We start from the raw sequence: 14,375 nt of genomic DNA, 5'->3' as shown, positions 1-14,375 counted from the left end.
CAAGACTTGTGGGCAATCAACCTGCCGACTGACTTTTCCGAAACCGCTTGATTGCCGCTTCCCGCTTGAGACGCGACAGTCGCTTGAGAAAAAACACGCCATTGACCTGATCGGTTTCATGCAGCGCGCAACGGGCAGCAAAGCCTTCCAGACGCTTTTGCTGGTCCCGTCCGTCCGCGTCCTGATAGTCAAGGATCACCCAGACGGGTCGCGCAATCCGCACCTCAATGCCGGGCATCGAGACTGAGCCTTCGTTACCCAGCCCGGTCGTTTCCGAAACCGCTGCAATGGAAGGATTAAACAACAACACATCGTTGCGCGCCGCGGCCTCGGAGGCCAGATTTATGATGATCACGGGCGCGCAAATCCCGATATGCGCGGCCGCTAGCCCATATGAGCGCGCATCCATCTGTGCCGCCAGCAGGTCACGACCAATTGCCAATAGATTGGCATCTACCGGACAAAAGCCCGCGATCTGCTCCAGAACCGGGTCTGGATAGCGCACGAATTCCGGCACTTAGAACAGGCCACCGCGCCCAAGGTTGGGGTCCATGAATGTGCCCTGCCCCGGATTATCGACCATGCGCTGTTGCTCCTGGACCGAAACGAACGACCCGGAGTCGACGCCAATGACTGAAGACGCCAGGTTGGGGCCGGTACCCGGCTTGAAGGCCTCCCGAATTGAGCCGCTGCCACCGGCGGTGCGGACGCCCGACGATGGACTGATCCATTCGTCGTCCATGCCGGGCGGTTCGGCAAAATCCGTCGCCGGTTTGCCTTTGAGGGCCTTCTGCATGAATTCAGTAAAAATCGGCGCCGCCAACGTGCCGCCAGTTGCTGACCGGCCCATCGATTTGGGCCGGTCATAGCCAACATAAACGCCAACCGCCAGTTCAGGTGTGAACCCGATAAACCATGCATCCTTATAGTCATTGGTCGTGCCAGTTTTGCCAGCAACGGGCCGATTGAGCACTTTGGCAGCAGTGCCGGTACCGCGCTGGACCACGCCTTCCATCATCGAGGTAATCTGGTAGGCGGTCATTGGATCGAGAACCTGCTCGCGATTATCCAGAATTCGCGGTTCGCCCTGTTCGTGCCAATCCTTGGCATTGCAGTTTTCGCACTGGCGCTGGTCATGTTTGTAAACCGTATGACCATAGCGGTCCTGAATACGATCGATCAGCGTCGGCACAATCTTGCGGCCGCCATTGGCAATCGTGGCATAGGCAGCCGTCATACGCATATCCGTGGTCTCGCCTGCCCCCAGCGCCATGGCGAGAACCGGCTGCATCGTGTCATAAACACCAAACAGGCGCGCATATTCAGCCACCAGCGGCATGCCAATGTCGCGGGCCAGCCGAACCGTCATGACGTTGCGGCTCCGTTCAATGCCGCGCCGCAAGGTCTGCGGGCCATAAAACTGCTGCGCATAATTTTCGGGACGCCACATACTGCCGTCGTCCTGGCGGATTTCAACGGGCGCATCCAGAACCACGGATGCCGGGGTATAGCCATTGTCGAGCGCCGCCGAATAAACGATGGGTTTGAACGATGACCCCGGCTGCCGCATGGCCTGCGTGGCGCGATTGAACTCGGATTCTGCGTAGGAAAATCCCCCGACCATCGCCAGAACCCGACCGGTACGCGGATCCATGGCCACAAGCGCGCCCTCAATCTCGGGCACCTGCTCAAGCGTATAATTGCCAACCTTCCCTGAAACCGGAGAAACATAGACCACATCCCCCACCTTGAGCAGGCTGGATATGGACTTGCTGACCCATTTGACATCCGGCCCTGCCAGCGTCCCTTCGGTGCGATCCCCCAACAGGCCACCATCAACGTCCGAGCCCGGACGCAAACCAATTTTGGCCTGATTGCCGGAAACTTCGAGCACAACAGCCAATGTCCACTCGGGCACATCACTCAAGGGGCGGATCTTGGCAATGTCCAGTCCCCAGTCGTCACTTATTTCAATGCTGGCAACCGGTCCACGGAATCCGCGTCCATGGTCATAGGCGATCAACCCATCCATCAGCGCACGGCGCGCATAACCCTGCAATTGCGGATCGAGCGTCGTGCGGACTGAAAGTCCCCCACCATAGAGTTGATCCTCGCCATAGAGCTTGGCCAGCTCTCGCCGCACTTCCTCGGTGAAATATTCAGCCGAATAGATCTGACTGCCCGACACACGTGGAATCACATTGAGCGGCTCCGCTTTTGCCGCTTCAGCCTCATCGGTCGTGACATATCCATTCTCGACCATCCGGTCGATGACCCAGTTGCGCCGCTCGACCGCGGCCTCAGGACGGCGGAACGGATGATAATTGTTCGGCGCCTTCGGCAAGGCGGCAATATAGGCCACCTCGGCCAGATCAAGTTGATAGAGGGCCTTGTCGAAATAATTCAGCGCGGCTGCGGCAACGCCATATGAGTTGAGGCCAAGAAATATCTCGTTCAAATAGAGTTCAAAAATCTTGTCCTTGGAAAAGGTGGCATCGATCCGGATAGCCAGAATGGCCTCGCGAATTTTACGATCCCACGTCTGCTCACTGGACAAAAGGAAGTTCTTGGCCACCTGCTGCGTGATCGTTGACGCCCCCGCCAGCGGACCAGTCCCGCCATCCAACTGCTGCAGGACATTGTCACGCATGGCGCGCACCACACCATCAATCGCAATGCCGCCGTGATTATAAAAATCCTTGTCTTCCGCCGACAGGAACGCATTGAGCAGCAACGGTGGCATGGTTTCGATGGGCTGAAACAAGCGGCGCTCGCGCGCATATTCAGCCAGCAGCGTCCCGTTGGCAGCATGCAGGCGCGTTGTGACCGGCGGCTGGTAATCCTTGAGAACGGTATAGTCGGGCAATTGCGACGCCACGCTGGCCAGATAGACCACCGCGACAACCACAACTCCCAGAGCCACAAATACGCCAAATCCGAAAATCGCGCCGAGCAACCGCAGCATCTAGTCAATATCCCTAGGGTCGAGGCACCCCTCGACAGCATCACAATCAACGGCGCAAATCAGTTGCGCACCATTTTTCGATGGGGAATCAATAGCAGAGCGGCGGGCAAATGTGGATCACAAGCATGCAAGTATGGCACCCCGCAGCCGCTTAGATGCGCAGGTTGCAAAAAGGCCACATCTATTCATCGGCCTTGAGGGAATCAAAATAACTCGAAATGCCGCGCGCAACGGCCTCCGCCGTGCGATCACGCCAATCGACCTTGAGTAGATTGGCCATGTCTGTCGGGTTGGAGATAAAACCAAGCTCCAGCAGGATCGACGGCACGTCAGGCGACTGCAGCACGAAAAAATCCGCCTGCCGCTCGGGGTATCGACGAAGCTGCACACTCGGCTCCATCTGATGCACAATGTCACGCGCCGCCTTGAACGATTGTACGCGCGTCTCGCGCCGCATCAGATCAACCAGAATATCCACCACCTGCGGTGGCATTCGCGGCATCGAATAGCCAGCAATCACATCGGATTTGTTTTCATTGTCGGCCAAAATCTTGTCCAGAACATCGGTCGCATTCTCGTCGCGTGTATAAATGCTGGCGCCGCGAATATCGGACTTCTGAAACGTATCGGCGTGAATGGAAATGAACAGATCCGCCTTGTTCTGACGGGCGAGCGCTACGCGATCCTCAAGTTTGAGATAATTATCGCCCTCACGCGTCAACGCCACATCAAAACGCCCCGAATCGACCAGAAGCTCCTGAAGTTTAAGGGCAAAGGCCAGCACAATGTCCTTTTCCTTGACCCCATCGGGAGACTCGGCACCGCCGTCGATGCCGCCATGCCCTGGATCAATGACGACCAGGGGGTTGGTGGCCATAGGCAGATTGGAGCCACCCGCAGGCGTTGACCCTTCTTTGTCGCCAAGCTGGGCGATGTCATCGGTCGCTGCCAGATCCTTGGCAACGTTGGTTGCAAAAATCTCGGGCGTGGCAGTAATGACATCGACCACCAGACGCGCTGGCTGGTCTTCAAACGGGTCCAGCACATAGGCTTGCTGAACCTGCGCGGGCGCTGCAAGTGTCAGGATTGTGCGAACCCGGTCGGACGCCACCTGTTCAACCGTAAAATCCGATACAATACCCTGGCCCGCAACCTTGCCTGGCTCCGTGACAGCCAGACTGGAGGCGCGAACATCAATCGCCAAACGGTCCGGCCCGTCGAGCGAGACCATGGCGAACTCGGTCATCGCACCAAGGTCGATGACCAGCCGCGCCCGTTCTGGCGTCGCTGAAACGCGCACATCCTCCACCACAGGCAGCGCTGTGGACTGTTGCGAAACTTCCTGCCCCATGCCTGCCGTTGACACAAATGTCAGGCAGACCGCGACAACGGCGAAAACGAGCAATTTGAACAATGAAGAGGCGCTCCCATATCAGTTGCTGGCCGGTCTCTATCACTCAAACGGCGATTCTGCGGCATAAACACCAAGGTCAAGCAATCATGAATCAGTTTGGTAAACTCGTTGCTAAATTGTGTGAGAAGCCCGCGCCAATGACTTTCCTGTTGCCAATTTGGTGCAGGCCCCCTACACGCTATAGATAGAGGCGTCAGCTTTTCGTCGGACCCGTTTGAGCAGCCACAGGCTCTCACATCGGCGCGAAAAGTGGTCGGGACGAAGAGGTCGGCATCGTGTCGGCTCCCGGCACAGAAGCGGCAATCCTGCGCCTCCCCAAGGAATTTCGGCACTTTTTGCCGGACGGTTACAGCTGACCAGTCGTGGCAGCGGTGCCCATTAGGAAGAGGTCATATGGCCCACGGACTGACAAAATGCGACGCGATCGAACTATCCGATTGCCGTTTTGTCACGATCAATTGTGGGCTGGTGACCAACACACCCGGCGCTCTCGGCATCAATGTCGCCGACGTCACCCAACTCAAACCATTCGCCTCGCATGGCGCCTTGCACAGGACGTCGGTTTACCGGCTGCCCCTTGTCGGCGCGCGACGGCGCGGAGCAATTTACTATGGCTACCAAGAGAATGCTGGTGGATGCCATCCACCCCGAAGAAACCCGGATTGTCGTCACATCCGGTAACCGGCTGGAGGAATTCGATTTTGAATCGGCGCAACGTCGCCAGTTACGAGGCAATATTTACCTCGCCAAGGTCACCCGCGTAGAACCTTCACTACAGGCTGCTTTCGTTGAATATGGCGGCAATCGCCATGGGTTTCTCGCTTTTTCCGAAATCCACCCCGACTATTACCAAATTCCGGTTGCTGACCGCGAAGCGCTTTTGCGCGACGAGGAAGATGACCATAAGCAAGATGATGCCGATGATCACGTCTCGCTGCCCGAGGGCGTAACCGAGCCGGACGCCGAAACCGACACCCAGGACATGGAAGGCACTGGCCACATTGAGGAAGCACCCGCTGACTCAGAACCAGTGGAATCCATCGGTGGTGCTGACGCGCTCGAAGAAGTCCCCGAGCGCCGCCGTTCGGTTACCAAGCGTCACTACAAAATCCAGGAAGTCATCAAGCGCCGCCAGGTCATGCTGGTGCAGGTGGTCAAGGAAGAGCGCGGCAACAAGGGCGCAGCACTAACCTCTTATCTGTCGCTTGCCGGTCGCTACTCAGTGCTGATGCCAAATACCGCGCGGGGCGGCGGTATCTCGCGCAAGATCACCAACGCGGCTGACCGCAAGCGCCTCAAGGAAATCACCTCAGATCTGGAAGTACCACAGGGCATGGGCGTCATTCTGCGCACGGCAGGGGCCAGTCGCACCAAGGCCGAGGTCAAACGCGACTTCGAATATCTGATGCGTCTTTGGGAGAATGTGCGCTCGCTGACCCTCAAGAGCCAGGCACCCTGCCTTGTTTACGAGGAAGGCTCGCTGATCAAGCGCACCATTCGCGACCTCTACAACAAGGACATCGACGAAGTTTTCGTGGCAGGCGACGACGCCTACCGCGAAGCCAAGGACTTCATGCGGATGATCATGCCGAGCCACGCCAAGAACGTGCAGCTCTACAAGGATGATCAGCCGCTATTCTCCAAATACACCATCGAACAGCAGCTGGACTCGATGTTCTCGCCTCAGGTCACCCTGCCCTCTGGCGGCTATCTGGTGATTAACCCCACCGAGGCACTGGTCTCAATCGACGTCAACTCGGGACGCTCCACCAAGGAGCACAATATCGAGGACACCGCGCTCCAGACCAATCTGGAAGCTGCCGACGAAGTTGCCCGCCAGTTGCGCCTGCGCGATCTGGCCGGTCTCGTTGTAATCGACTTTATCGACATGGTTGAAAACCGCTCGAATCGCGCGGTGGAACGACGCCTCAAGGAAGCGCTCAAGGATGATCGCGCCCGCATTCAGGTTGGCCGCATCAGCCATTTCGGCCTGATGGAAATGAGCCGGCAGCGCATTCGTTTCGGCGTTGTCGAAAGCTCGACCCACAAGTGCCCGATCTGCGACGGCACCGGCCTGGTCCGTTCGGTCGAGAGCCTCGCCTTGATGGTTATGCGCAATGTGGAAGATCACGTGCTGCGCCGCCCCGGCCAGTCGATCAATGTGCGCGTCCCGGTCGACGTGGCGCTCTATATTCTCAACTTCAAGCGCGACAGCCTGACAGCGCTCGAGGACAAATATCAATTGTCGATCACCGTAACAGCCGACGGGAAACTGACCGGCAGTCAGTTCGGTATTGAAAAAGGCGAGGCTCGCGCCAACGCGCACCTTGAGCAGCGCGCAGCCCAGCACGTCCGGGTCGACAGCGCCGTCATTGACGACGATGCTGCTGACCAAGCAGCCGCCGATGAGGCTGAAGCAGAAGAAGAAACACCTGCCGCCGAGGCTGGCGATGGTGAAACAGGCCGTAGTGGTCGTCGCCGTCGTCGTCGCCGTCGTGGCGGTGAGCGCAATGACGAAAATGGACGTCAGGGCGCAACCCAACCGGCAGTCACCCAAGCAGAAGCATCGACCGACGATGAGGCCGCTCCGGCAGACTCCGCCGAGAATGGCGAAGAACCCGCCGCTGATGGCGACGACGACGGCCCCCGGAAGCGCCGCCGCCGCGGCCGTCGTGGTGGTCGCCGCAATCGTCGTGATGAGGAAGGCGCAGAAATTTCCGCAACTGCAGGCGAGCAGGCAGATGCCGCCCCGGCCGAAACGCCCGCACCTGAGGTTGCTCAGGTTGAGCAACCCGCCGACGTGGCAGAAACGCCAGCCGTCGTCAGCGAGGCCGCGCCAGCTGACGTTCCCGCCGCCGAAGCGCCAGGCGATGCTGAAGTAGCGGCTGCAGCGGAAAAACCCAAAAAGGTTCGTCGTCCACGCAAGACCGCGGCTCAAAAAGCCGCTGAAGCTGCCGATGCCGCCGCCGCAACAGCGGTTGAGGGAGCAGCACCGGAAGCCGAACCCGCGCCTGAAAAGCCAAAACGCAAACCCCGCGTGCGCAAGCCAAAAGTTACGGCCGAAACCGAGGTTGCAGCAGCAGAGGCAACACCGATGCCCACAGTAGAGGCACCGGCTGAAAAGCCTGCCCCTGAGCCGGTGGACGCGGTAGCAGCAGAAGCCGAAGCGGCGCCTGTTGATGATAAGCCGCGTCGCGCCAGGAAAGAACTCCCGGCCGATGGCATCGTGGTCTCATCCAGCTCTGCCGCTGCTGAAGCTGAAGGCGCGTCGGAACCCGAGAAAAAGAAAAAGGGCGGATGGTGGCAACGCCGCCTCGGCCTCGGCTAGAAACAAAAAAGGCGGCCTCCGGGTCGCCTTTTTTGTACATGCTCGAACGCTAGCGCAGAAAAGCTGCCATTCGCGCTAAAGCCATCGTCATCGTTTCGCGACTACCCGCATAGGAAAAGCGCACAAAATTGTGCCCATCCCTCCGGTCGAAATCGACGCCCGGCGTCGCCGCCACGCCTGCCTGTTCCAAAAGAGTGCTGCAAAATGCCAATGAGTCATTGGAAAATTTCCTGATGCCGGCATAGGCGTAAAACGCGCCATCCGAGGCGTGTTCCAGATCAAACCCGAGGTCTTGCAGGCCAGCACTGAGCAGTCGACGGTTTTCTGCATAATTCCGCTTCTGCTCTTCGGAATAGTCTCGCTCTCCCAACGCGGCCGTCGCAGCAATCTGGCTGAGGGTCGGTGCCGAGATGAACAGATTTTGTTGCAGCATTTCAGTCCTGCGGATCAATTCATCCGGCACCACCATCCAGCCAATGCGCCATCCGGTCATGCAGTAGTATTTTGAAAAACTATTGATAACGATGGCATCGCGCCCCAGTTCGAGCGCCGAAACCGAAGGGCCGCGATAATCAAGGCCATGATAGATCTCGTCCGAGATCAAGCGAACGCCAAGCTTTTTGCAGCAGGCAACGATCTCGCCTAACCCATCCCGGTCAACCGCCGCACCGGTTGGATTGGCCGGACTGGCAAACAATAGCCCCGCAAAGGCCTGCCGCGCGTAGGCGGCCTCGATGTCGGCCGCCGTCAGCACCCAACCATTTTGCGCCGACAGTTCTATCTCGACCGGGTCAAAACCAAGGCCAACCAATGTGTTGAGATAGGCGGGATAGCCCGGCCGCGTAATGGCGATCCGAGCCCCCGGCGTAAAAGCGGCATGAAACGCCAGAATAAAACCCGCCGACGATCCGGTGGTTGCCGCGATATTGTCGGAGTGAACGCAAACGCCGTGCTGGGACTGGTAGTATCCAGCGATACGTTCACGCAGCTCAATCATGCCCATGGCATTTGTATAGCTTTGAACCTTTGGCAAGACCTTTCGAACCGCCTCAATGACCTTTGGCGCAGGCGGCGCTCCCGGTTCGCCCAGTTCCAGATGACAGATATTGCGGCCCGCCGCCTCCAGTGCCTTGGCGCGTTTCAATATTTCCATCGCCCTGAAAGGCATTAGATCGGCAGCTGCTGTCGGCATGAATGTCTCCGTTCAACCCCTCACCTACCCAGAACCTCACGCAGGCTCAACCAGAATTGATGTCACAACAAACCGATCCTTTAACACCCCATGCTCTATTGGGGCTAATTGTGTTACCAGCAAACAAATCGATTCATCCCCTGGAGCTACCATGCCACGTCTGACTGCTGCCCTGATTGCGATAGCCGGCATATTGGCTGGTGGACTTGGCGTATCGTTGCTGAACCAGCCTGCGCCCGATACAGGCGCCATTACCGCCATTGTTTCCGACGTACTGGCCAAACAGGAGGCACCACCTGCCCCGATCGACAAGGCCGGCGTCGAAGCAATCGTTGCCGATATGCTCACCGAGCACGATTTAGCCCTCGCGACCACACAGCCCGCTGAGCCCACAGTCGCCCAAATTGATCCAGCCAAGCTCAATCCGATGATTGAAAACTATCTGATGAGCGACCCCGAAATTCTCCAACGCCTGTCAAATGCCCTCGAAACCAAGACCCGCACCGCAGAAGCCGATGCTTCCCGGACGGCCATCGCATCGATGAAAGATGTCATTTTCAACGATCCCAATCAGGTCGTTCTGGGCAATCCCGATGGGGATGTGACACTGGTCGAAATGTTTGACTACAACTGCAGCTACTGCCGCAGCGCCCTGCCCGATCTGGTCAACTTGTTGGCCGACGATCCAGAATTAAGAGTCGTTCTCAAGGAGTTCCCGATTTTATCTCAAGGATCACTTGATGCAGCACGCGTGGCTGTCCTGGTCGGCAAGAGCGACGCAGATTATTGGACGTTCCATCAGGCACTGTTCACCGGACGGGGTCAGAACGATCTCGACACCGCCCTTGCCGCAGCCAAGGATGTGGGGTTGAGCCCGGTCAATCTGCAGCTTGAACTCGATTCAGAGTTGGTCGGTAAAACCATCCAGAACTCCTACGATATCGCCAAGGCACTCAATATTACCGGCACGCCGACCTATATCATCGGCAACGAGGTCATTCCCGGCGCCATCGGGATTGACGATCTGCGCAGCCGGATCGCCAATATGCGTGCCTGTGGCCAGACACAATGTGAGGGATAAAGTGGGTATACGCCCGATCCCTTTGTGTTTTTAGTGCAATTCGTATAGTCAGCCTTGCGCTGGCGCAGGGGCCGGTGCAAAAGGCTCTATCATGGCGAAACGCATACTCATCATCAACGGGCCGAATCTCAATCTTCTCGGCACTCGGGAGCCCGGCATCTATGGCGCGCAAACGCTCGCTGATATCGGGCAGTTATGCGCGGATACCGGCACCGAACTAGGTCTGTCCATCGACTTTCGCCAATCCAATCACGAAGGCGAACTGGTCAGCTGGATTCAGGATGCTGGCAAGGACGCCGACGCCATAATCATCAACCCGGCAGCCTATTCCCATACATCGGTTGCCATTCACGATGCACTCAAGGCCGTCGGCCTGCCGACAGTCGAAGTGCATCTTTCCAACATCCATCAACGCGAAGCGTTCCGGCATCACTCGTATGTTTCAGCCGTGGCGACGGGCGTCATTTGCGGCCTGGGCGCGGCGGGGTATACTCTGGCCCTTCGCGCGTTGGCCGAAAAACTCTAAAACAAGGATCATCGCGTTGGCGCGGGAGACCCAGAAAATGACCAAGGCATCTCAAGTAGATCAGGATTTGATCCGGGCAATTGCGGAATTGCTCAACAAGGAAAATCTTGCCGAAATCGAAATCGAGCAGGAAGATTTCAGGGTCCGCGTGACGCGTTCCTACGCCAATGAGACTGTGACCTATGCTGCCCCGCCTGTCGCTCACGCACCAGCGGCCCCGGCAGCAGCGCCCGTGGCCAGTGTGCCTGCGGCCGTACCGGCAGAGGCTGAAGACCTCTCAGGCAACCCCGGCACCCTCGTTTCGCCAATGGTCGGCACCGCCTATCGCTCGCCTGAGCCTGGCAAGGCTGCATTTATCGAGGTGGGCAGCAAGGTCATCGAAGGTCAGACCATGCTGATCATTGAAGCCATGAAGACCATGAACCAGATTCCCGCACACCGCTCCGGCACGGTCACGCGCATCCTGGTCGAGGATTCCCAGCCAGTCGAATACGGCGAACCGCTGGTTGTCATCGAATAGGAGGGCTACCTCGTGTTCCAGAAGGTTTTGATCGCCAATCGCGGCGAAATTGCCCTGCGCATCCTGCGTGCCTGCAAAGAGCTTGGCATCCAGACGGTCGCGGTTCACTCCACCGCCGACGCCAACGCCATGCATGTGCGGCTGGCCGACGAAAGCGTCTGCATTGGCCCGCCATCGGCCAAGGACAGCTATCTCAACATTCCCTCGATCATGGCCGCCTGCGAAATCACCGGCGCCGATGCCGTGCATCCCGGCTACGGCTTTTTGTCCGAAAATGCCCGGTTCGCCCAGATCCTGACCGAACACAATGTCACCTTCATTGGCCCGTCTGCCCACCATATTGACATCATGGGCGACAAGATCACGGCCAAAAAGACCGCCGTAGAACTTGGCATTCCTGTTGTCCCCGGTTCCGCCGGCGCTGTGGAATCCGACGAGGAAGCGCTTAAGACCGCCAAGGAAATCGGTTATCCAGTTCTGATCAAGGCGACCGCTGGTGGCGGTGGTCGTGGCATGAAGGTCGCCCTCAGCGAAGCCGATGTTCTGGTTGCCTGGTCAACCGCGAGGACCGAAGCCAAAGCCGCATTCGGCAATGATTCGGTCTATATGGAAAAGTACCTCGGCAAGCCCCGGCACATCGAAGTGCAGGTACTTGGCGACGGACATGGCAACGCGGTGCACCTCGGTGTGCGCGACTGTTCATTGCAGCGTCGGCATCAAAAGGTTTGGGAAGAGGCCGGTGGCCCGACGATCAAGCCCGATGAACGCGACAAGATCGGCGAAATCTGCGCCGCCGCCATGCGCAAGCTCAAATATTCCGGCGCTGGCACGGTCGAATTCCTCTACGAGGACGGCGAGTTCTATTTCATCGAAATGAACACTCGGTTGCAGGTCGAACACCCCGTCACCGAGCGCATTACCGGCGTCGATATCGTTTATGAACAGATCCGCGTGGCCTCGGGCGAAAAACTGTCGATGAGCCAGAAGCAAGTGAGCTTTTATGGCCATGCCATTGAAGTGCGCATCAATGCTGAGGATCCCCAGACGTTCGCCCCCTCACCGGGCACGATCACATTCTATCATCCTGCTGGCGGTGTCGGCATTCGCGTCGATCTCGGCGGTCTATCAGGGCTACAAGATCCCGCCCTACTATGACTCGCTCATTGGTAAATTGATTGTCTATGGCCGCACCCGCGAAGAGTGCCTGCACCGCCTGCGACGCGCGGTGGATGAATTCGTGATCGACGGCATCAAGACTACGTTGCCGCTGTTTCAGCGGTTGATCCGCGAACCAGATATCATTGCGGGCAATTATGATATCCATTGGCTGGAAAAATATTTGTCCGAAAACAAGGCGTAACGCTGTCGCAAAAGCGCCCACGAATATTCCGCCGCATCGGTTCAACGCAGTGATCCGGTGCGGCATACCAGGCAGGTCCGGTTTTCGAATTGTGAACTGGAGGCAGTGATGGCCTCGCGCGCCGATCCCTTCGACATCGAAATCACACCCGAACTCATTATCCGCGCCTATCGCGCTGGCATCTTTCCCATGGCAGAAGATGCTTCGTCCCAAGATCTCTTTTGGGTCAGCCCGGATCTGCGCGGTATAATCCCGCTAGACGGATTCAAGATCTCAGCAAGCCTGCGCAAGTCCATACGCCGCAATAATTTTCGGATCTGCGTGGACACAGATTTTTCCGCCATTATCGAGGGTTGCGCAACCGTTGGTTCAGACCGCGGCACCACCTGGATCAATGCTTCAATTCGTGCTGTCTATGCCGAACTGTTCCGCCGTGGCGTCGCGCACACAGTCGAAGTCTGGGATGGTTTGGAATTGGTTGGCGGGCTTTACGGCCTCGCCATCGGCGGTGTCTTTTGTGGCGAATCGATGTTTCACCGCCGCACAGACGCCAGCAAGATAGCACTGGCCCATCTGGTCGATCGCTTGAACGTCGGCGGCTTCACCCTGCTCGATACCCAATTCCTGACTGATCACCTCGCGTCCCTTGGCGGCGTTGAAATTTCGCGCGCCGACTATGAAGAGCGTTTGGCCGACGCATTGGAACGCGATGCCAACTGGTCCGCCCTGGACCATCCGCACGCCCCATAACCCCGCCGCATAAAGCCGCTCTACCCAGGCGCCATCCCACTCCCCACCGGGTCATTCCGGCGCAGGCCGGAATCCATCCTGAGATGTCTTAGCCCGCCATGGCCATGGAAATACACGCGACACCCGGCCGCGAAAGCCACCCCCGAGGGATCGCGCTCACTACTCTGTGGACGTACCGCGCTCATCAGGCGGGGGCACATCGGTCACGTTCTTGCAGTCGACCAGCCAAACATCATAAACGGCATGGTCTATGGCATTAAGGGCCGGGCTATCGGCAAAAATCCAGCCGGTAAAGATACGCTGGCTCGATCCGGTGAGGCTGCGCTGATCAACCTCGATGAAGGAGGACGTGCGCTGTGCCTCGTTGGGCGGATGGCTGTAACACGCCCTCGGCGTTATCTCGAGAGCGCCGAACAACACCGTCTCGCCGATATAGACGTCAAAATGTGTGATCTCGCGCCGTGATCTTGTCGAGCCCCGCAAATGTGGCGACTCGATTGGCAATAGGCGCGGCACTGACATGGGGAAGCGCTACGCTTCCCGCCAGCATTACCAGCCCCGCCAATTGGGTAACGCGCTTTATCACTGCAATAGATGCCAAGGACTATTCTGGCGACCAGGCGTCATAATCGCCCGAAACACGGGGGCGTTCGCCCTTTGCCAACATGCTGCCATCAGGAACATAAGCGGCCGACGTCCCGGTCATATTGGGAAGGTGCGGTTTTTCCCAAGTGTGAGGCTTATAATTGGACTCGCTGGGAATAACGTTGGTGCGGTGGTGCATCCAGCCGTTCCATCCCATTGGAATCGCGGATGCATCTGCTGGGCCATTGTAGGTAACAAAACGCCGGTCGGACTTGGCATCGAGGTAGTACTTGTTGCCAAGTTCATCGGTGCCGACATGCTTGGCAAAACGCCACAACCACAAACGCGTGCCCCAAGTCTGTCCGTGCCACCAAACAAAGATCTCCGCGAGGAACTGTTTCATTCTAGCTATCCGTCGTATTGCAGCCCACGCGCTGCCGTTGCCACGATGTATCACGCCACCGCCCGCAAGCCTAGACCCAGCGAGCCCGTGTCGATCAACTTGCCACTCTCATTGCGAGCATCCCCAACAATAATCGACTTGACAATGACAACGCTCGATCTCGCGACTTCACCCATCTTAGCAGGTTGAAATCACCCATGGTGCCGCCACCCCACGATCTGCGAGATTTTGCATTGGTTTATACCAAATAT

At 57.9% G+C, this 14,375-nt stretch carries 10 protein-coding genes and 2 pseudogenes; 6 read left to right on the top strand and 6 right to left on the bottom strand.

Going from position 1 to position 14,375, the window contains the following annotated elements; genetic code table 11:
- Positions 1 to 16: 16 nt before the first annotated feature.
- The 3 genes from PSQ90_RS15610 to PSQ90_RS15600 all read right to left on the bottom strand — a co-directional run bounded on the left by PSQ90_RS15610 (position 17) and on the right by PSQ90_RS15600 (position 4,379).
- The gene (locus PSQ90_RS15610) at positions 17 to 517 is read right to left on the bottom strand and encodes a peptide deformylase (protein ID WP_282211183.1); all 501 of its coding nucleotides are present in this window, start codon (positions 515 to 517) and stop codon (positions 17 to 19) included.
- Positions 518 to 2,965: a penicillin-binding protein 1A gene (locus tag PSQ90_RS15605; protein ID WP_282211182.1), complete on the bottom strand. Its 2,448-nt coding sequence runs from the start codon at positions 2,963 to 2,965 to the stop codon at positions 518 to 520.
- A 181-nt stretch (positions 2,966 to 3,146) separates the two neighbouring features.
- Positions 3,147 to 4,379 carry an N-acetylmuramoyl-L-alanine amidase gene (locus tag PSQ90_RS15600; RefSeq protein ID WP_282211181.1) on the bottom strand — a complete coding sequence of 411 codons (1,233 nt, stop codon included), beginning with the start codon at positions 4,377 to 4,379 and terminating at the stop codon, positions 3,147 to 3,149.
- Between the two features lie 610 nt (positions 4,380 to 4,989).
- On the opposite strand from PSQ90_RS15600, the gene PSQ90_RS15595 reads away from it, so the two are divergent.
- Positions 4,990 to 7,707, top strand: coding sequence for an Rne/Rng family ribonuclease (locus tag PSQ90_RS15595; protein ID WP_282211180.1), 2,718 nt, complete (start codon positions 4,990 to 4,992; stop codon positions 7,705 to 7,707).
- A gap of 49 nt (positions 7,708 to 7,756) precedes the next feature.
- On the opposite strand, the gene PSQ90_RS15590 is transcribed toward PSQ90_RS15595, so the two are convergent.
- Positions 7,757 to 8,899 (bottom strand): pyridoxal phosphate-dependent aminotransferase, encoded by a 1,143-nt coding sequence (locus tag PSQ90_RS15590; protein ID WP_282211179.1) that lies wholly within the window; start codon positions 8,897 to 8,899, stop codon positions 7,757 to 7,759.
- Positions 8,900 to 9,050: 151 nt separating this feature from the next.
- On the opposite strand from PSQ90_RS15590, the gene PSQ90_RS15585 reads away from it, so the two are divergent.
- The 5 genes and pseudogenes from PSQ90_RS15585 to aat all read left to right on the top strand — a co-directional run bounded on the left by PSQ90_RS15585 (position 9,051) and on the right by aat (position 13,136).
- Entirely contained in the window at positions 9,051 to 9,980 is a 930-nt protein-coding gene (locus tag PSQ90_RS15585) for a DsbA family protein (protein WP_282211178.1), read from the top strand.
- A 91-nt stretch (positions 9,981 to 10,071) separates the two neighbouring features.
- On the top strand, positions 10,072 to 10,506 hold the full coding sequence (gene aroQ, locus PSQ90_RS15580) for a type II 3-dehydroquinate dehydratase (RefSeq protein WP_282211177.1): 435 nt from the start codon (positions 10,072 to 10,074) through the stop codon (positions 10,504 to 10,506).
- A 37-nt stretch (positions 10,507 to 10,543) separates the two neighbouring features.
- Complete coding sequence (accB, locus tag PSQ90_RS15575) at positions 10,544 to 11,026, top strand: acetyl-CoA carboxylase biotin carboxyl carrier protein (protein ID WP_282211176.1); 483 nt, start codon at positions 10,544 to 10,546, stop codon at positions 11,024 to 11,026.
- Between the two features lie 12 nt (positions 11,027 to 11,038).
- Positions 11,039 to 12,386, top strand: a pseudogene (gene accC, locus PSQ90_RS15570) (acetyl-CoA carboxylase biotin carboxylase subunit).
- Between the two features lie 108 nt (positions 12,387 to 12,494).
- Positions 12,495 to 13,136, top strand: coding sequence for a leucyl/phenylalanyl-tRNA--protein transferase (aat, locus tag PSQ90_RS15565; RefSeq protein ID WP_282211175.1), 642 nt, complete (start codon positions 12,495 to 12,497; stop codon positions 13,134 to 13,136).
- Positions 13,137 to 13,295: 159 nt separating this feature from the next.
- Here aat and PSQ90_RS15560 read toward each other — a convergent pair.
- A pseudogene (locus tag PSQ90_RS15560) lies at positions 13,296 to 13,686 on the bottom strand (DUF2155 domain-containing protein).
- Positions 13,687 to 13,740: 54 nt separating this feature from the next.
- Complete coding sequence (locus PSQ90_RS15555; RefSeq protein ID WP_282211174.1) at positions 13,741 to 14,124, bottom strand: NADH:ubiquinone oxidoreductase subunit NDUFA12; 384 nt, start codon at positions 14,122 to 14,124, stop codon at positions 13,741 to 13,743.
- Positions 14,125 to 14,375: the final 251 nt, after the last annotated feature.

The sequence above is a fragment of the Devosia rhodophyticola genome, assembly GCF_028816475.1.
Lineage (GTDB): Bacteria > Pseudomonadota > Alphaproteobacteria > Rhizobiales > Devosiaceae > Devosia > Devosia rhodophyticola.
This window is presented reverse-complemented; position numbering and strand designations above follow the sequence as displayed.